The sequence below is a fragment of the Pseudomonas khavaziana genome, assembly GCF_036704165.1.
In the GTDB taxonomy this organism is placed as follows: Bacteria; Pseudomonadota; Gammaproteobacteria; order Pseudomonadales; family Pseudomonadaceae; genus Aquipseudomonas; species Aquipseudomonas khavaziana.
This window is the reverse complement of the sequence record NZ_CP129946.1, coordinates 1,794,513-1,812,298: the sequence shown is the minus strand read 5'-3', so window position 1 is coordinate 1,812,298 and position 17,786 is coordinate 1,794,513. Positions and strand designations below refer to the sequence as shown.

15 protein-coding genes are annotated in these 17,786 nt (G+C 61.5%); 3 read left to right on the top strand and 12 right to left on the bottom strand.

All coding sequences use genetic code 11. The features are described from left to right. Positions 1–90 precede the first annotated feature (90 nt). Positions 91–2,649 carry a TonB-dependent receptor gene (locus tag QYQ93_RS07940; RefSeq protein WP_338476668.1) on the top strand — a complete coding sequence of 853 codons (2,559 nt, stop codon included), beginning with the start codon at positions 91–93 and terminating at the stop codon, positions 2,647–2,649. A 123-nt stretch (positions 2,650–2,772) separates the two neighbouring features. Here the strand turns inward: QYQ93_RS07940 and QYQ93_RS07935 are convergent, their stop codons facing one another. The 4 genes from QYQ93_RS07935 to QYQ93_RS07920 form a co-directional block, all read right to left on the bottom strand. Continuing rightward, on the bottom strand, positions 2,773–3,990 hold the full coding sequence (locus QYQ93_RS07935; protein ID WP_338476667.1) for an SAM-dependent methyltransferase: 1,218 nt from the start codon (positions 3,988–3,990) through the stop codon (positions 2,773–2,775). A gap of 221 nt (positions 3,991–4,211) precedes the next feature. Further along, complete coding sequence (locus QYQ93_RS07930; protein ID WP_043046333.1) at positions 4,212–4,829, bottom strand: TPM domain-containing protein; 618 nt, start codon at positions 4,827–4,829, stop codon at positions 4,212–4,214. Between the two features lie 31 nt (positions 4,830–4,860). Beyond that, complete coding sequence (locus QYQ93_RS07925) at positions 4,861–5,589, bottom strand: TPM domain-containing protein (RefSeq protein WP_338476666.1); 729 nt, start codon at positions 5,587–5,589, stop codon at positions 4,861–4,863. An 18-nt stretch (positions 5,590–5,607) separates the two neighbouring features. Continuing rightward, complete coding sequence (locus QYQ93_RS07920; RefSeq protein WP_043046330.1) at positions 5,608–6,219, bottom strand: LemA family protein; 612 nt, start codon at positions 6,217–6,219, stop codon at positions 5,608–5,610. A gap of 238 nt (positions 6,220–6,457) precedes the next feature. Between QYQ93_RS07920 and bglX the strand changes: the two genes are divergently transcribed. Continuing rightward, entirely contained in the window at positions 6,458–8,749 is a 2,292-nt protein-coding gene (gene bglX / locus QYQ93_RS07915; RefSeq protein ID WP_043046328.1) for a beta-glucosidase BglX, read from the top strand. A gap of 128 nt (positions 8,750–8,877) precedes the next feature. On the opposite strand, the gene QYQ93_RS07910 is transcribed toward bglX, so the two are convergent. The 6 genes from QYQ93_RS07910 to QYQ93_RS07885 form a co-directional block, all read right to left on the bottom strand. Further along, positions 8,878–10,035 (bottom strand): phospholipase D-like domain-containing protein, encoded by a 1,158-nt coding sequence (locus tag QYQ93_RS07910; protein ID WP_043046327.1) that lies wholly within the window; start codon positions 10,033–10,035, stop codon positions 8,878–8,880. Position 10,036: 1 nt separating this feature from the next. Beyond that, positions 10,037–10,618 (bottom strand): YceI family protein, encoded by a 582-nt coding sequence (locus tag QYQ93_RS07905; protein WP_338476665.1) that lies wholly within the window; start codon positions 10,616–10,618, stop codon positions 10,037–10,039. 174 nt (positions 10,619–10,792) lie between these two features. Next, the gene (locus QYQ93_RS07900; RefSeq protein WP_338476664.1) at positions 10,793–11,551 is read right to left on the bottom strand and encodes a helix-turn-helix domain-containing protein; all 759 of its coding nucleotides are present in this window, start codon (positions 11,549–11,551) and stop codon (positions 10,793–10,795) included. A gap of 63 nt (positions 11,552–11,614) precedes the next feature. After that, positions 11,615–13,057, bottom strand: coding sequence for an amidase (locus tag QYQ93_RS07895; RefSeq protein WP_338476663.1), 1,443 nt, complete (start codon positions 13,055–13,057; stop codon positions 11,615–11,617). After that, positions 13,054–14,364 carry a citrate-proton symporter gene (locus tag QYQ93_RS07890; protein WP_043046322.1) on the bottom strand — a complete coding sequence of 437 codons (1,311 nt, stop codon included), beginning with the start codon at positions 14,362–14,364 and terminating at the stop codon, positions 13,054–13,056. The genes QYQ93_RS07895 and QYQ93_RS07890 overlap by 4 nt, the downstream gene beginning before the upstream one ends. A 171-nt stretch (positions 14,365–14,535) precedes the next feature. Then, positions 14,536–15,714 carry a M20 aminoacylase family protein gene (locus QYQ93_RS07885; protein WP_338476662.1) on the bottom strand — a complete coding sequence of 393 codons (1,179 nt, stop codon included), beginning with the start codon at positions 15,712–15,714 and terminating at the stop codon, positions 14,536–14,538. Between the two features lie 351 nt (positions 15,715–16,065). On the opposite strand from QYQ93_RS07885, the gene QYQ93_RS07880 reads away from it, so the two are divergent. Continuing rightward, positions 16,066–16,359, top strand: coding sequence for a DUF3077 domain-containing protein (locus tag QYQ93_RS07880; protein WP_338476661.1), 294 nt, complete (start codon positions 16,066–16,068; stop codon positions 16,357–16,359). Between the two features lie 40 nt (positions 16,360–16,399). On the opposite strand, the gene QYQ93_RS07875 is transcribed toward QYQ93_RS07880, so the two are convergent. Next, positions 16,400–16,714 (bottom strand): amidase, encoded by a 315-nt coding sequence (locus QYQ93_RS07875; protein ID WP_338476660.1) that lies wholly within the window; start codon positions 16,712–16,714, stop codon positions 16,400–16,402. Further along, positions 16,711–17,784 carry a serine hydrolase gene (locus QYQ93_RS07870; RefSeq protein ID WP_338476659.1) on the bottom strand — a complete coding sequence of 358 codons (1,074 nt, stop codon included), beginning with the start codon at positions 17,782–17,784 and terminating at the stop codon, positions 16,711–16,713. The genes QYQ93_RS07875 and QYQ93_RS07870 overlap by 4 nt, the downstream gene beginning before the upstream one ends. Positions 17,785–17,786 lie beyond the last annotated feature (2 nt).

Here is a 17,786-nt window from a genome sequence, read left to right as displayed (position 1 = left end):
ATGTGTGGATTTTTTTGCCTGCCCCGTCTCCTTCCTGTCTGCGTTTGATACGCACACCTTTTTGGCTACTTAGCCGCACCGGGGGATTTCATGTTTCGCGCGCCTTGCCACGCTTCGCACCTGTTTCTTCGACCGACGCTCATCGCTACCTGCCTGGCCTTCAGCCTCAGCGCCCAGGCCGCGTCGTTCAAGCTGCAACTGCCGGCCCAGTCGTTGGCCACGTCCCTGAGCCAGGTGGCGCAACAGGCTAAAATCCAGCTGCTGTTCGATGAAAGCCTGCTCAAGAACCTGCAAGCGCCGGCACTCAACGGTGACTACACAGCGGAAGCGGCGATTCGCTCCCTGCTCAAGAATGGCGACTTCACCCTGATCAAGGTCGGCAGCACCTATGTCGTGCGCCCGGATGAGGGCAAGACCACCCAAAGCGGCGCGATCCAGCTGGACACGTTAAGCGTGATCGGCACCGGCAACGAAGTGAACTCCAGCACGGTCAACCGCTCCACCCTGACCCAGGCCGATATCGACCGCTACCAGTCCAATAACATCCCGAGCCTGTTGCAGACCCTGCCCGGCGTCAGCCAGGGCGGCTCGCTGAAACCCGGCGGCCAGACCATCAACATCCGTGGTTTCGGTGATGCCGAAGACGTACCGCTGACCGTGGACGGCGCCACCAAGACTGGCTTTGAGCGCTACCAGCAAGGCACCGTATTTATCGAGCCTGAGCTGATCAAGCGCATCGAAGTGGAAAAAGGCCCCAACTCGCCGTTCACCGGCAATGGCGGCTTCGGCGGCACGGTCAACATGATTACGAAGGATGCCCCGGACCTGCTCAAGGACGGCCGCAACAGCGGCGCGATGCTCAAATACGGCTACTCCAGCAATGACCATGAACAGGTCTACAGCGGTGCGGTGTATGGTCGTACCGACGATGGTCGCTTCGACGCGCTGGCCTACCTGACGCAACGGGACGGCGGCGATATGAAGGTGGCCGCCAAGTTGCCCAACGAGAACAACCAGTACCCCATCAACCCCCAGCGCCTGCCCAACAGCGCCCAGGATGTGGACGGCAAGCTGTTCAAGGTCAACGCCCATTTCACCGATGAGCACAGTGTCGGCCTGTCGTACTCGCGCTCCCACAGCAACCGCTGGACGCCGTTTTCCGCCGCGAGCTATCCGACGCCGCCCACCCAGTTCAACATCGACCGCTACGGCTACGAAGGGGCGTTGAGGCGTTTCCTGGCCCACCGTGACACGGTCGACACCACCTGGTCGGGCAAGTACGAATACCAGCCCCTGGACAACCCGCTGGTGGACTTGACCATCAAGTATTCCCAGTCCGACACCGAGCAGACCGACGAGCGTGACGCCACCGCGTTTTTCCAGCTGGCCACCGGCGGGCGCAAGATGGACACGTCCTATACCGACAAGAACCTCGATATCCGTAACGTCAGCCTGTTCGATACCGGCCCCTTGCAGCACGCCGTAACCGTCGGCGGGCAGATCCGCAAGCATGTCCGCGAAACCGAAATGTGGATGCCCGGCGCCACCTACAACACAGCGCGCTACAACTACGGGCACTTCCAGCCGGGCTTTATGCCCCACGGCAAGGTCGACACCAACAGCTTCTTTATCCAGGACGCGGTGACCATCGGCGACGTGACGATTACGCCGTCCCTGCGCTACGACCATGTGCGCAACCGCGGCGAAGGCAACGATGCGCCCTACTACAACAACCCCGACCCGGCCGTTGGCCACGACTACAGCGACCGCACCTACACAGGCTGGTCGCCACGCGTGGCGCTGTTCTGGACCGTGACACCGAATGTCGGGCTGTTCGCCAACTGGAGCCAGACCTGGCGTGCGCCGGTGATCGACGAACAATATGAAGTCCAGGGCCTGGGCAGCCGTACCGCCACCAGCGTGGACCTGGACCCGGAACGCATCACCTCGATCACCCTGGGCAACATCACCAGCTTCGACAACCTGATCGCCCAGGACGATAACCTGCAGCTGCGCACCACCCTGTTCCACAACAAAGTCGAAGACGAAATCTTCAAGGCCACCGGCGTGGGTTGCCAGAACCAGGCCATCAACGGCGGCAGCATTGCCTCTGCGTGCCCGCCGGGACCGATGTCCAACTACCGCAATATCGGTGGCATGACCATCAAGGGCGTCGAGCTGGAGTCGATCTATAACTCCACCTACCTGTTTGGTTCGGTGTCGTTCGCCTATGCCAAGGGCCAGCACCAAGGCGCCTACACCAACCCCTGGGGCTCTGATGTGGCAGCGCGGGATATCCCGCCGACCAAATGGGTGCTGGTCTTGGGTACCCACATCCCCGCCTGGGATGCCCAGGTGGGCTGGATGGGCCAGTTCATCGGTGCCACCGACCGCCTGCCCAGCGACAAATACTCCGGTGGCCCGGGCTCCGGTGTGGGTGACTTGTTCTTCGACCAGTACGGCAACAAGCGCTACAACACCCAGGGCCTGTTCGCCAAATGGACCCCGCAGCAGGCGTACCTCAAAGGCACCGAGGTCAACTTCACCGTGGACAACCTGTTCAACGAAAACTTCCGCCCGGCCTTGAGCGGCGACCGCGCCTACACCAAGGGCCGCGATGCGAAGATCAGCGTGACGCGATTCTTCTGATTGCTGAACCTGTAGGAGCGAGCTTGCTCGCGAAAATCGCCAACGCTGACACGAGGGCACCTGATGCCCCGAAGCGTCCTTATGTTTTTCGCGAGCAAGCTCGCTCCTACAAAAACTCTGTATTCAGGCCAGGTAGCCATCCCCGCGCAGCAGGGTTTCCAGACAATGTTCCGTGATGTGGTAGAACGCCTTGAGCTCCTGGATTTTCACCAGCAACTGCGCGTTGTCCAAAGGCTGCGCACGCTTGACCGCAAGAATCATCTTGTTCTTGTTGGTATGTTCCAACGAGATGAACTCAAACACCTTGGTCTCATAGCCGCAGGCTTCGAGGAACAACGCACGCAAACTGTCGGTGACCATTTCCGCCTGCTGGCCCAGGTGCAGACCGTATTGCAGCATCGGCTTGAGCAGCGCCGGGCTCTGGATCTGCAGGCGAATCTGCTTGTGGCAGCAAGGCGAACACATGATGATCGACGCGCCGGAACGGATGCCGGTGTGGATCGCATAATCAGTGGCAATGTCACAGGCATGCAGGGCGATCATCACGTCCAGTTCGCTCGGCGCCACGCTGCGCACATCCCCACACTTGAACACCAGTCCCGGGTGCTCAAGGCGCGCGGCGGCGGCGTTGCACAGAGTGACCATGTCTTCGCGCAATTCAACGCCGGTGACCTCGCCCTCGGCCTTGAGGGTATTGCGCAGGTAGTCATGGATGGCGAAAGTCAGGTAACCCTTGCCCGAGCCGAAATCGGCAACGCGCACCGGTTGATCGAGCTTCAACGGCGACGATGTCAGCGCATGGCTGAACACTTCGATGAACTTGTTGATCTGCTTCCACTTGCGCGACATCGATGGGATCAGCGCCTGCTTGGCGTCGGTCACACCGAGGTCGGCGAGGAACGGCCGGCTCAGGTCGAGGAAGCGGTTCTTTTCACGGTTATGCTCGGCCGACGGCGCCTCACGCAGTTGTTGCGGCTTGCTTTTGAACAGCGAGCTTTTGTTCCTCTTGCTGTATTCCAATTGGGCTTCGTCGGTCAGCGACAGCAAGTGCGCGTTCTTGAATGACGCAGGCAACAGCTCGGCAATCGCCGCCACGCCGTCGGCCGAGGGGAAATTCTTGGTGATGTCGCGGGTCTTGTAGCGGTACACGAAGGACAGGCACGGCTGGTCTTTGACGGTGACCGGCTTGATGATCAGCCGTTGCAGCTCGGCTTCCTCACCGACGTACTTGGCCAGCACCAGCTTGATAAAGGCGTTTTGCGCAAGGCTTGCGCTCAGCAATTGGATGAACTGGGCGTGATGATCCGGCGCAGGGTTGGCGGGTTGAGCGGTGACGGACATGAACAAAAACGCCTCGGGCAAAGAATGCCGGGCATTTTAGGGGGGATAACCCTCAACGGCACGGAGTTATTTGACCAATGGTCAGTTCCAGCAGCCACAGTAGATCCAAATGCGGGAGGGGGCTTGCCCCCGATTGCAGTGTGTCAGCCAACAGATTCATTGACTGGTGCACCGCCATCGGGAGCAAGCCCCCTCCCACATTTGGAACTGAGTTGGCCGGGCTATTCGAGTACCACCAGGCGATTAGGCAGCTCATTGCGCGTTTGCGTCACCGGCACATGCACCTTGAGCAACTCGCCACAGGCCTCAACACAGGCGATGAACCCGGCCAAGGTCTGGCCCTGCTTCACCTGCTGGGTAAACGCCTGGACGATGGCATCCCAGTTGCTGTCATCCAGGCGCTGGGAAATCCCGTCATCCACCAGGATCTCCACGTAACGCTCCGCCTCGCTGACAAAAATCAGCACGCCGGTGCTGCCCACGGTGTGGTGCAGGTTCTGCTCCAGGAACTGCCGGCGCGCCAGGTTGGACGCACGCCAGTGGCGTACTGAACGCGGGATCAGCCGGGTGGTGACCTTGGGCAAGCGGAACACCAGGCACAACACAATGAAAGTCGCCCACTGCGCCAACAACAAGGTGTACATGGTCAGGTAGCCCGACAGGTAATGCACCACGCCAGGCACCACCAACGCGATCAAGCTCGCCCACAATAATGGGATGTAAGCGTAGTCATCGGCACGCGCCGCCAGCACCGTTACCAACTCCGCGTCGGTGGTTTTCTCGACCCGGGCGATGGCTTCGGCGACTTGGCGTTGCTCGTGTTCAGTCAGTAATGCCATGGTTGTAGATGCTCTTTTCTAGTTATTGTCATTACCAGCCCCCCGAAGCCCCGCCGCCGCCGAAGCCACCGCCGCCGCCCCGGAAACCACCGCCACCGCCTCCCCCACCGCCACCGCGTCCACTGCTGCTGAGAATGGCCAGCAGGATAGCGCCCACCGGCAGGCCCATGCGATTGCACAGCCACAACACGCCGATCAGCAGGATAAACAAGCCGATGGAAAATCCGGGATTATCCTTGGCAAAGTTGGCATCTGCCACATGGGCCGGCACTGCCAAGGGGTCGCCGCCCACCACCTGCACCATCGCGGCCACGCCGTCGCTAATGCCTTGGCTGAAGTTACCGGCCTTGAACTTGGGCAGGATCACCTGATTGATGATCACCCAGGACTGCGCATCCGTCAGCACACCTTCCAGGCCGTAACCGACTTCGATGCGCACTTTGCGGTCATCACGGGAGACGATCAGCAGCGCGCCGTTGTCCTTGCCCTTCTGGCCAATGCCCCACTGGCGGCCCAATTGATAACCGTAGTCTTCAATGGGCACGCCCTGCAGGTCGGGCACGGTGACCACCACGACCTGGTCGCCCGAGCTTTGCTCCAGCGCCTGCAACTGCTGGGTCAGTTGCCCGCGCACCGCCGGGTCGATCATCTGCGCGCTGTCCACCACACGCCCGCTCAGCGCCGGGAAGGTCAACGCTGCCTGGGCCACGCCCACGCAGGCCAACAGCCACAGCGCCAGGCCTATCCGTAATAAACGCATCGACACCTCAGTGTGGCCTTATTTGAACTTCACTTGCGGCGCTTTATCGGCGTCGGCACTGGTGGCTTCAAACGTGGCGCGAATTGGCAGGTCGCTGTACATCACGGTGTGCCACAGACGGCCCGGGAAAGTACGGATTTCGGTGTTGTAGGCTTGCACGGTCTGGATGAAATCACGGCGGGCCACGGCGATACGGTTCTCGGTGCCTTCAAGCTGGGATTGCAAGGCCAGGAAGTTCTGGTTGGCCTTGAGGTCCGGGTAGCGCTCGGACACCACCATCAAGCGACTGAGTGCACCGCTCAGGCCATCCTGGGCTTGCTGGAACTGCTTGAGTTTTTCCGGGTTGTCGAGGGTGCTGGCATCCACCTGGATCGAGGTGGCCTTGGCCCGTGCTTCAATCACCGCGGTCAAGGTGTCTTGCTCATGGGCGGCGTAGCCCTTGACCACTTCCACCAGGTTGGGGATCAGGTCGGCACGGCGTTGGTACTGGTTCTGCACCTGGCCCCAGGCCGCCTTGGCCTGTTCGTCCAGGGTCGGGATATTGTTGATGCCGCAACCGCTCAGCACGGTGCTGATCAGTAACAACGCTGCAGCCTTGAAGCCCCAGCGGTAAGTTTGTGCTGCTTGCATGGTGTTTCTCCTGCCCGATCTCGATGGAATTTGATGACTAACCCTACAAACGACGCGCTTGGGGCATAATCCGCCACCACTGGCATGCATCGAGCCAATCAGCTACAAAGATGCCCAGCGCGAAAAAGAGTTCAGAGTGTGCTGCATTTATCTGAACAACACCCGAACAACAATAGACGCTCCCCACATTTTGGCCGATCAGCGTTATCGCTGTGCAGTGAGCCGAAAAAGGATATTCATGAAGAAGCTGTGTTTGCTCGGCCTTGTTGCCACTCTGGCCACCCACCCCGTCTGGGCAGAAACAAAGCCTGCTGCGCTCAAAGACAAGGACGCCTTCGTCAGCGACCTGCTCAAGCAAATGACCCTGGATGAAAAGATTGGCCAATTGCGCCTGATCAGCATCGGCCCGGAAATGCCCCGGGAACTGATCCGCCAGGAAATCGCCGCCGGCCGTATCGGTGGCACGTTCAACTCCATCACCCGCCCGGAAAACCGTCCGATGCAGGACGCGGCCATGCGCAGCCGCTTGAAGATCCCGATGTTCTTCGCCTACGACGTAATCCACGGCCACCGCACGATTTTCCCGATCAGCCTGGCCCTGGCCTCCAGCTGGGACATGGACGCCATCGGCCGCTCCGGGCGCATCGCCGCCCAGGAAGCCGCTGCCGACAGCCTCGACATCACCTTTGCGCCAATGGTCGATATCTCCCGCGACCCACGCTGGGGCCGCACCTCCGAAGGGTTCGGTGAAGACACCTACCTGGTCTCGCGCATTGCCGAAGTCATGGTCAAGGCGTTCCAGGGCACCAGCCCCGCGAATGCCGACAGCCTGATGGCCAGCGTCAAGCACTTCGCCCTGTATGGCGCGGTAGAAGGCGGGCGCGACTACAACGTGGTCGACATGAGCCCGGTCAAGATGTACCAGGACTACCTGCCGCCCTACCACGCGGCAATCAAGGCCGGTTCCGGCGGCGTGATGGTGGCGTTGAACTCGATCAACGGCGTGCCCGCCACCGCCAACACCTGGCTGATGAACGACCTGCTGCGCAGAGACTGGGGCTTCAAGGGCCTGACCGTCAGCGACCACGGCGCGATCTTCGAGCTGATCAAGCACGGCGTGGCCAAGGACGGGCGCGAAGCCGCCAAGCTGGCGATCAAGGCCGGCATCGACATGAGCATGAACGACTCGCTGTACGGCAAGGAATTGCCCGGGCTGCTCAAGTCCGGCGAGATCGAGCAGAGCGACATCGACAACGCCGTGCGCGAAGTGCTCGGCGCCAAGTACGACATGGGCCTGTTCAAGGACCCGTACCTGCGCATCGGCAAAGCCGAGGATGACCCGGCCGACACCTACGCCGACAGCCGCCTGCACCGCGCCGAGGCCCGGGATATCGCACGCCGTAGCCTGGTGTTGCTGAAGAACCACAACGAAACCCTGCCGTTGAAAAAATCCGCGACCATTGCCCTGGTCGGCCCGCTGGCCAAGGCCCCCATCGACATGATGGGCAGTTGGGCCGCTGCCGGCCGGCCTGCGCAATCGGTGACCCTGCTCGATGGCCTGAACGCGGTGATCGGCGAGAAGGGCAAAGTGATCTATGCCCGCGGCGCCAACATCACCGGCGACAAGGCGGTGCTCGATTACCTCAACTTCCTTAACTTCGACGCCCCGGAAGTGGTGGATGACCCGCGCCCTGCCCAAGTGCTGATCGACGAAGCAGTGAAAGCGGCAAAGAATGCCGACGTGATCGTCGCGGCGGTGGGCGAGTCCCGTGGCATGTCCCACGAATCGTCGAGCCGCACCGATTTGAACATCCCGCAAAGCCAGCGCGACTTGATCAAGGCCTTGAAAGCCACCGGCAAGCCGTTGGTACTGGTGCTGATGAACGGCCGTCCGCTGTCGATTTTAGATGAGAGCCAGCAGGCCGACGCGATCCTGGAAACCTGGTTCGCCGGCACCGAAGGCGGCAACGCCATCGCCGACGTGCTGTTCGGTGACTACAACCCGTCGGGCAAGCTGCCGATCACCTTCCCGCGTTCGGTGGGGCAGATTCCCACCTACTACAACCACCTGACCATTGGCCGGCCATTCACCCCAGGCAAGCCGGGCAACTACACCTCGCAGTACTTCGATGACACCACAGGTCCGCTGTTTCCATTTGGCTATGGCCTGAGCTACACCACGTTCAGCCTGGCGGACATGGCATTGTCGTCCACCACCCTGAACAAGACCGGCAAGCTCGACGCCAGCGTCACGGTGAAGAACACCGGCAAGGTTGATGGCGAAACCGTGGTGCAGTTGTATATCCAGGACGTGGCCGGCTCGATGATCCGCCCGATCAAGGAGCTGAAGAACTTCCAGAAGGTCATGCTCAAGGCCGGCGAAGAACGCACGCTGCACTTCACCATCACCGAGGAGGACTTGAAGTTCTACAACACCCAGCTCAAATTCGCGGCGGAACCGGGTGAGTTCAATGTACAGATCGGGCTGGATTCCCAGGATGTGCAGCAACAGACCTTTGAACTGCTCTAACACCTGACGCGGTCAAAAATGTGGGAGGGGGCTTGCTCCCGATAGCAGTGGGTCAGTCAATGAATCTGTTAACTGAAACACCGCCATCGGGAGCAAGCCCCCTCCCACATTTGACCTCATTGTTCTTGCTAGCCGCGTCGGTCGAGCAGATTGACCACCAACCGATCAATCCACCCCCACACCCGCTGCTTCACCCTCCGCCACAATGGCCGCGCCTTCCAGGCCTCCAGGCTCACTACCTGGCTCTGGGCAAAATCCGCTTCGAAACTGCTCACCACCGCCGCCGTCAATCCCGGGTCCAACGCTTCGAGATTGGCTTCCAGATTGAAGCGCAAATTCCAGTGATCGAAATTGCACGAACCAATGCTCACCCAATCATCCACCAGCACCATTTTCAGGTGCAAAAAGCACGGCTGGTATTCAAAGATCTGCACGCCTGCACGCAGCAGGCGCGGGTAATAACGATGGCCGGCGTAGCGTACTGACGGGTGATCGGTACGTGGCCCGGTGAGCAGCAAACGCACATCCACGCCCCGCCCTGCCGCCTTGCGCAAGGCTCGACGCACGCTCCAGGTCGGCAGGAAGTAAGGCGTCGCCAGCCAGACCCGCCCCTTGCTGCTGTTCAAGGCGCGGATCAGCGATTGCAGGATATCCCGATGCTGACGCGCGTCGGCATACGCCACGCGCCCTAGTCCTGGCCCTGTAGCGGGCACCTTGGGCAGGCGCGGCAAACCGAAATGGGTCGCCGGTTTCCATTCACGGCGCGCCGCGTTGGCGTGCCACTGCCGGTCGAACAGGGCCTGCCAGTCCAGCACCAGCGGGCCGCTGATCTGCACCATCACTTCATGCCAGTCGGCGCTGTCTTGCCCTGGCGTCCAGAACTCATCGGTGACGCCCGTGCCGCCCACCACGGCGACACCCTGGTCGATCAGCAACAGCTTGCGGTGGTCGCGGTACAGGTTGCGCATCCAGCGCCGCCAGTTCAGGCGATTGTAGAAGCGCAGCTCCACGCCAGCATCGATCAAGCGCTTGCGCAGCCCGAGGGTAAACGCCAGGCTGCCGTAATCATCAAACAGGCAGCGCACCTGCACGCCGCGCTCGGCGGCCAGCACCAGCGCCTGCACCATGGCATCGGCACAGGCCCCGGCTTCGACCAGATACAATTCAAGATCGACCTGCTGCTCGGCCCGGGCAATGCCCACCAGCATCTGCGGGAAGAAACTCGGCCCGTCTATCAGCAATTCAAACTGATTGGCGCTGCGCCACGGGAACACTGCGCCGCTCATGTCAGCGCGCCGTGAAGATCAGTACCGCACCCACCGGCACCGACAGGCTGATCGACTTAAGCCCGGCAGCCTTGCGCAACGCCGCTACGCCCGGCGCCAGGTCAAAATCCTCGGCGTGCAACACCACCGGCTCCAGGGTCACCACCTGGAAGCGCCGCTCATCCAGGCGCGTGGCGAGCAATTCGGCGCTGTAGGTCTGGGTCTTGCCGTGCAGGGTAACGCTCAGCGGCAGGCGCAATTCCAACTGCGCGCCGGGCGCCAGGTCGTTGATCGGCTGCAGATTGATCTGCGCGCTGATCAACGCGTCGGGGAAGGTCTTGATCTGGAACAGCTCCTTGCGCATGCGCTCGTCGCGCAGCGGAATGCCACTGTTGATCGACTCCATCTCCACTTGCAACTGCGCCGCGCCTTTGGCGTCGACCTTGCCGTGCAGCACCAGGAAGCGATGCACCTCGGCAATCTCGGTGTTTTTGGTGGTAACGAAAGACAGGCGCGAGGATTCGTTATCCAGGTACCAGTCGGCGTGGGCAGGCACGGTGGCACAGGTCAGCAGGGCGAAGACCAGGGGTTTGACATTGAACATAAAGACTCATGGGGCAAAAAACCTGGGCGAACATTAAGCGCAATCTCACGAACGGCGCAAATCCAATGTGGGAGGGGGCTTGCTCCCGATGGCGGTGGATCAGCAACTCATCCAGTGACTGACACCCTGCTATCGGGAGCAAGCCCCCTCCCACATTGGTCCTGTGGTGAGTGTCTAGGCCAAGGCCTGCTGCACCTCAAGCACAGCCTGTTCAAGGCTGGCCATATGCAGGTTCAACACCCGCTCCACCGGCGCCTGATGCATCGGCCAATGCAAGGCCATGCTGCCCACCAACCGGCCCTGGGCGCGCACCGGTAACGCCACCGCCCGGATCAGAAACGGCAGACGTACCGGGTATTCCCAATAGCCTTCGGTGCGCTGGCCGAAACCCTGGTGCTGGGTGTGCTCGCACGCATGGTATTGCTCATCGGCGGCCACCCGGTCGCGGCCCGCCAGGCGTTGCACTTCATCACGGGGCAGTTGCGTCAGGCAGGCCTTGCCCATCGCCGAGTGAAACAGGCTGGCGTACTGGCCGACGATCTGGCAGTTGTTCGGGTACAGCTTGCGCAACACACGGGGAATCGCGCTTTCCATGACTTCCAGGCGCTCGCCGTCGAAGCAGGACAAGTCCACCACCAAGCCGGTGCGCTCGCTCAACTCCACCAACCACGGCGCCGCGCTTTCCACCACTTGGCGCCTGAAGCGTTGCTGGGTATCGCCGAACAAACGCCGGGCACGCAGGCGGTAGCGCCGATCGCTCAGGCCGCGATAGACCCAGCCCTGTTCCTGTAAGGTCAGCAACATGCGCGACACCGTGGCCTTGGGCAGGCGCGTGAGGTAGTGCAGTTCCTCCAGCCCCAGGGCCTGGTGCTCACCCAGCAATTCGACGATTGCCAATGCGCGCTCAACCGAGCGTACGGTGCCTGTGTCCATGTTCGATCTCCCTGTTGCCGGTGGATGATCATTTTCACAGCAAGATGCAGGCCCGTTGGCATTTCAGCCGGTCGATTCCAGGCACGCCGGCGGTCGGCGCTGCACCCATTGGGTCAACTGTTCGTGGGCATAGGCCAATTGCAGCACGGCGCGGTCCGCCTGGGCCGGGCCGATGATTTGCAGGCCCATGGGCAGGCCTTGGGGGTTGAAGCCCACCGGGATGCTCATGCTCGGCAAGCCGGCCAGGGTCGGGCCGATCACCACTTCCATCCAGCGGTGATAGGTATCCATTTCGCGCCCGGCCACATGGCACGGCCACGCTTGTTGTGCATCGAAAGGGAACACTTGGGCGGTGGGCAGCAGCAGGAAATCGTAACGTTCGAATAACTTGGCCAGGGCTCTATACCACTCGCTACGATCCACCGAAGCCTGGTACACCTGCTGGGCGCTCAAGCCCAGGCCGCCCTCCACTTCCCATTGCGCTTCGGGCTTAAGCAGTGCGCGTTTCTTGGGGGTGGCATAAGCCGCGCCGAGGTTGCCGTGCACCAGCCAATGGCGGTGTACCAACCAGCAGCGCCACAGGCGCGCCATTGAAAAATCCGGCTGGCAGCTTTCTACCTCGCAGCCAAGCTCGGCGAAGTCACCCAGGGCCGTTTCGCACAGGCTCATCAGGCCGTCTTCCATCGGCAGATAACCGTTGTAGTCACCCAGCCAACCGAGGCGCACGCCGCTGAAGTCGCGCTGCAACGGCTGGCCCAGCACAGCGGGATCGTCCTTGGATGACAACGGCACCCGTGGGTCGTAACCGGCCTGGATGCTCAGCAAGCGCGCCACATCCGTCACGCTGCGGCCCATGGGACCTTCGGTGCCCAGCTGCTGCACGAACAGTTCCGGCATCGGCCCGTGGGGCACACGCCCCTGGGACGGGCGCAAGCCGAATACATTGTTGAACGCCGCCGGGTTGCGCAGCGAGCCCATCATGTCGCTGCCATCGGCCACCGGCAGCATGCGCAGCGCCAGGGCCACCGCCGCCCCGCCGCTGCTGCCGCCGGCCGAAAGGCGCGGGTCATAAGCATTGCCGGTGGTGCCGAACAGCGTGTTGTAGGTATGGGAGCCCAGGCCGAACTCCGGCACGTTGGTCTTGCCGATGATGATCGCGCCACTGGCCCGCACCCGCGCCACGCTGATGGCGTCTTCACTCGGCACATGCTCGGCAAACAACGGTGAGCCCAGGGTGGTGCGCAAGCCTTGGGTCGCCGCCAGGTCCTTGATCGCCTGGGGCATGCCGTGCATCCAGCCGCGGGTCTGGCCCTGGTCCAGCTCACGATCACAGGCTCTCGCCTCGGCCAGCACGGCATCGCTGTCGCGCAACGACACCAGCGCATTTACCTTAGGGTTAAAGCGCTGGATCTGCGCCAGGTACGCCTGCATCACCTCTTCACACGACACCTGCCGCCCATGGATCGCCCGCGACAGTTGCGTGGCATCCCAATCAACAATATTCAAGGCTTCACCTCGCTTGAAAACGGCAGCGGTTTCTTCGCCCGCGGTGCCTCGTGCATGCAGTAAGTGCCCAACAGCGTCAGCACGCAAGCGAACAGTACATAAAACGCCGGGGCTACGGGTGTGCCCAGCACCTTGCTCAGCCACGTCACGATCAACGGTGCAAAACCACCGAACACCATCACCGCTACGTTATAGGCCACCGACACGCCGGTGGAGCGCACCTCGATGGGAAACTGTTCGGCCAATGCCGTCGGCGCCGGGCCGAAGAACCCACCGATGGCCGTGCACAGCATCACTTGCATTACCAGCAAGCGTTCGATGGACGGCGCGGCGGCCACCCACACATACAGCGGGTAGACCATCACAAAGAACGCCAGGGTGAACGCCATCAGCACCGGTCGCCGCCCCAGACGATCCGAGAGCAGGCCGGACAATGGGATCACCACGGTCATCAGCGCCACCGCAAACATCTGCACCATCAGCACCTGATCCAACGGCAGGCCGAGGTTCTTGTGGGCGAAGGTCGGCATGTTCACCAGCACCACATAGAACGACACCGTCGCCCCACAGGCCAGCCCCATGGACACCAGGATGCTGCGGCGATGATCACGCAACACATTCATCAGGCTCGGCGCCGGGCCGGTGGCGTTTCTGCGCGCCTCAATGAACTCTTCCGGGTCTTCCATGTGCCGACGAATCCACAACCCCACCGGGCCGATCAGCAAGCCCAGCACGAACGGCAGGCGCCAGCCCCACAGGTCGAGGGTTTCGGGGGAAAAGAAATGCGTGACCAGCGCCACCATCGCCGCCCCACCAAACACCGCCAGGCACTGCCCCACCAGCTGCCATGAGCCGTACAAGCCCTTGCGATGGGCCGGCGCACTTTCCACCAGGAACGCCGTGGCACTGGCGTATTCCCCGCCGGTGGCAAAGCCCTGAAGCATGCGCGCCACCACGATCAGCAGCGGCGCGCCCATGCCGATGGCGGCATAGTTTGGCGCAAAGGCGATCATTGCGATGGACACGGTCATCAGCCGGATAATCAACTGCATCGCCGCTTTGCGGCCTTTGCGGTCGGAGTAGATGCCCAACAGGATGCCGCCCACAGGGCGCATGAAAAAGCCCACGCCAAAGGTGGCCAAGGCCATCAGCAGCGAAGCGTATTCATCCTCGGAGGGGAAGAATTGCCGGGCGATGATACTGGCCAGAAAGCCGTAGACGATAAAGTCATACCACTCCAACGCGTTGCCGATCACGGCCGCCACTACTTGGCGGCTGCGGGAAACGCCGGGTTTTGAAGTCTGCATGAGGAACACTCCATTCAACCGATAAGGGAAAGGGTCCAGCGGCAGAAAAAAAGGTGTTGCTGTAGGAGCGAGCTTGCTCGCGAAAATCGTCAACGATGACGCAGCGCTTTCAGGTAGCCCGAGTCGTCTGTTGGTTTCTCGCGAGCAAGCTCGCTCCTACGGGCATTCGGATCATCCAGCTGGTTTCAACCAGCTCTCGGCCAGCGCGCCCCAATAGGCGGCGCCGGTCAGCAGGATGTCGTCGTTGAAGTCATAGGCGGGGTTATGCACCATCGGCCGCGATACGCCGTTGCCGATGAACAGGTAGCTGCCAGGGCAGCGCTGCAACATCCAGGCGAAGTCTTCGCTGCCCATCAGCGTGCGGGTGTTGCCGTCCACGGCGTCGGCGCCGAGCAAGGCTACGCCGACCTGGCGGGCAAACTCGGTTTCTTCGGCGTGGTTGACCAGCACCGGATAGGCCGGGCGGTGTTCGATCTGCACCGTGCAGCCGAAGCTGGCGGCCTGGGTCTGGATGATCGCGTTGACCCGCTCGAGCATCTGCTCGCGCACCTTGGGGTTGAGTGCGCGCAGGCTCAGGCGCAATAACGCTTGCTGGGGAATCACGTTGGCAGCCTGGCCGGCCTGCAAGGCGCCGACCGTCACCACGGCGGCTTCCTGGGTATCGATATTGCGCGCCACCACGGTCTGCAAGGCCATGACCATACTCGCGGCAGCCACCAGCGGATCGACCGTGAGGTGCGGCATGGAACCATGGCCGCCGACGCCTTCAAGGGTGACCGTGAGCAAGTCCTGGGACGCCATCATCGGGCCAACTCTTAATCCCAGATGCCCCGCCGGCAAACCCGGCATATTGTGCATGCCGAACAACCCATCACAGGGAAAACGCTCCAGCAGTCCATCCGCCAACATCGCCTCGGCACCGCCCTGGCCTTCTTCGGCGGGTTGGAAAATCAGATTCAGGGTGCCGTCGAATTGCCGGGTCGCCGCCAGGTAGCGGGCAGCGCCGAGCAACATGGTGGTATGGCCATCATGCCCGCAGGCGTGCATGCAACCGGCGTGCTGGCTGGTATAGACCGCGCCGGTGTTTTCAATGATGGGCAAGGCGTCCATATCGGCACGAATACCCAGCGTGCGCGAGCTGCTGCCGTTACGCAGCACGCCGACCACACCGGTCTTGCCGATGCCGGTATGCACCTCATACCCCCACTCCCGCAAGGATTGCGCGACCAGTGCCGAGGTACGGTTCTCTTCAAAGCCAAGCTCAGGATGCGCATGGATATCGTGACGCACAGCGTGCAAGTCGCTGGCAACGTCGCTGAGCCAATCCAGGATGTGCTGGTGTGGGCGCATGGTGATTCTCCTCACAGGCGGGTGTTCCCGTTCTTGTTGGCGACACACCGCCAGCTAACCGCGATGTGGGCGCGAGGACAATCAAAGGTGGTTCCACCCAGTGGAACCTAAGGCCAACCATTTTCTTAAAATCTCTGGAGATCAAAATGTGGGAGGGGGCTTGCTCCCGATGACGGACTTTCAGCCAAAACATTTTCAACTGACCCACCGCTGCCGGGAGCAACAGCGAAATGCCACTGGTTGCGAGGCCACGTACATAGCGTTAATCTCCCCACCGTCGCTGCTCATCAACGACCGGGCGTGGAATCCCGAGAAAGAAGCTCATTTTGGTTGTACCAAAGGAGCAAGCTTATGCCGTACGAAATACCCTCAGCCGAAACCATCGGCGCCGCCACCTTCGCAGACTGCGGAGAAAACAAAAGCCACCTGAAACTGTTCCGCGTCAACGCCGGGGTTCCGCTTGTAGAAGCCCTCGAACACGCATCCCACGTGCTCTATTACGCAAAAATGCTCTCCCTTGAAGCTGCCATGGACCCCAGGGCCGAGAGGTTTGCGTTCGCCTCGCATTACTTGGGCGAAATGGGCAAAGCTATCATCGACGACCTGCTGCTGGCGATGCAGCCCGGCACCCCAGAACCGCAGTAAGTAGTACACGCCCGGTGCACTGCACCGGGCGCCTGATACTTCACAGCAACAACCGACAGCCCTGCCTTTCACCCACCCACCTTGCCGTATGCGTACGCCCCAACCCACTCGCCGTCACTTCACTGCGCTCAGGCGTGTCGATCAACGCACTGGTCGGCACGTACTGCTTCACATACCCACGGCAATACTGCGCCGGGTTGTTTTCCACATACCGACACGAGCAATACTCCTTGGCGGTGTACGCCGCGATGATGTCGGGGAAGGCTTGCAGGTTGACGCGTTCAAGCCACACCCAGCCCAGCAGGGCGAGCAACAGCAGCAGAAACAGACTGGTAAACGGCCGACGACGAATCATGGCTGCACCGCCGCCAGTACGCGCTTGAGCAGTTCGTTGTGCCGATAGCTGCCGTCGCGGTCATCGCCGTAACGTACGATCACCAAGTGTTCGTCCGGCAGCACGAACAGCGCTTGGCCCCAGTGTCCCAATGCGGCGAAGGTGTCAGCAGGAGCATCGGGCCAAGGTCTGGACGCGCCTGTGTTGAGCCACCACTGGCCGCCGGGGACGGCTTCATCCTGGCCGCTTTTGTATTTGTCGAACGGCTGACGGTTGAACGCCACCCATTCTTCAGGCAGCAATTGTTGCTCGCCCCAACGCCCGTCGCGTGCCATCAGTAGCCCGACACGCGCCAAGTCGCGGGCGGTGAGGTAGGCATAGGACGAGGCGACGAAGGTTTCATCGGCATCGGTTTCCCAGGTCGCATTGCGAATGCCCAACGGCTTGAACAACGCATCCCACGGATAGCTCATATACGCCTTGTGGCCGAGCATGCCTTTGAGGGCCGCAGACAAGATGTTGCTGTCGCCACTGGAATAACGAAACGCCTGGCCCGGGGCAGCAGCGGCGTCGGTATTGGCGGCAAACTCGGCCATATCGCCACGGCCTCGGGTGTAGAGCATCGCCACCACCGAGGATTTTAACGGCGCGTACTCATAGTCTTCCTGCCAGTCCAAGCCCGAGGCCCAGTGCAGCAGGTCGGCCATGGTCACCTTGGGGTGCTGTTTCATCGGCGGGTAGAAACGTGCGACGGGGTCGGTCAGTTTGAAGCGGTTTTCGGCGTAGGCCACGCCGAGCACGGTGGCCATCAGGCTTTTGCTCACCGACCAGGTCAGGTGCGGCGTGCTGGCGGTGGTTGGCGCGGCGTAGCGTTCGTAGATGATTTCGCCATCACGAATGACCAGCAGCGCGTCGGTGCGGATACCTTCGCGCGTTTCATCATTGCGCGGTGCAAAAGCATAATCTTCCAAAGCTTTGACAGCCGGTCCCGCGAGTTGCGGGCCAAAGGCCCACTCTTTCGCCGGCCATTGTTCGGCGCAGGCATTCGCGGTTAAAGCCAGCAAGGCCGCGCACAACAAACGTTTGACCATAT

What these genes read in the sequence shown, in the direction of transcription:
- QYQ93_RS07940 (WP_338476668.1), top strand. Translation starts at nt 91, where the DNA reads ATGTTTCGCGCGCCTTGCCACGCTTCGCACCTGTTTCTTCGACCGACG.
- QYQ93_RS07935 (WP_338476667.1), bottom strand. Translation starts at nt 3,990, where the DNA reads ATGTCCGTCACCGCTCAACCCGCCAACCCTGCGCCGGATCATCACGCC.
- QYQ93_RS07930 (WP_043046333.1), bottom strand. Translation starts at nt 4,829, where the DNA reads ATGGCATTACTGACTGAACACGAGCAACGCCAAGTCGCCGAAGCCATC.
- QYQ93_RS07925 (WP_338476666.1), bottom strand. Translation starts at nt 5,589, where the DNA reads ATGCGTTTATTACGGATAGGCCTGGCGCTGTGGCTGTTGGCCTGCGTG.
- QYQ93_RS07920 (WP_043046330.1), bottom strand. Translation starts at nt 6,219, where the DNA reads ATGCAAGCAGCACAAACTTACCGCTGGGGCTTCAAGGCTGCAGCGTTG.
- bglX (WP_043046328.1), top strand. Translation starts at nt 6,458, where the DNA reads ATGAAGAAGCTGTGTTTGCTCGGCCTTGTTGCCACTCTGGCCACCCAC.
- QYQ93_RS07910 (WP_043046327.1), bottom strand. Translation starts at nt 10,035, where the DNA reads ATGAGCGGCGCAGTGTTCCCGTGGCGCAGCGCCAATCAGTTTGAATTG.
- QYQ93_RS07905 (WP_338476665.1), bottom strand. Translation starts at nt 10,618, where the DNA reads ATGTTCAATGTCAAACCCCTGGTCTTCGCCCTGCTGACCTGTGCCACC.
- QYQ93_RS07900 (WP_338476664.1), bottom strand. Translation starts at nt 11,551, where the DNA reads ATGGACACAGGCACCGTACGCTCGGTTGAGCGCGCATTGGCAATCGTC.
- QYQ93_RS07890 (WP_043046322.1), bottom strand. Translation starts at nt 14,364, where the DNA reads ATGCAGACTTCAAAACCCGGCGTTTCCCGCAGCCGCCAAGTAGTGGCG.
- QYQ93_RS07885 (WP_338476662.1), bottom strand. Translation starts at nt 15,714, where the DNA reads ATGCGCCCACACCAGCACATCCTGGATTGGCTCAGCGACGTTGCCAGC.
- QYQ93_RS07880 (WP_338476661.1), top strand. Translation starts at nt 16,066, where the DNA reads ATGCCGTACGAAATACCCTCAGCCGAAACCATCGGCGCCGCCACCTTC.
- QYQ93_RS07875 (WP_338476660.1), bottom strand. Translation starts at nt 16,714, where the DNA reads ATGATTCGTCGTCGGCCGTTTACCAGTCTGTTTCTGCTGCTGTTGCTC.
- QYQ93_RS07870 (WP_338476659.1), bottom strand. Translation starts at nt 17,784, where the DNA reads ATGGTCAAACGTTTGTTGTGCGCGGCCTTGCTGGCTTTAACCGCGAAT.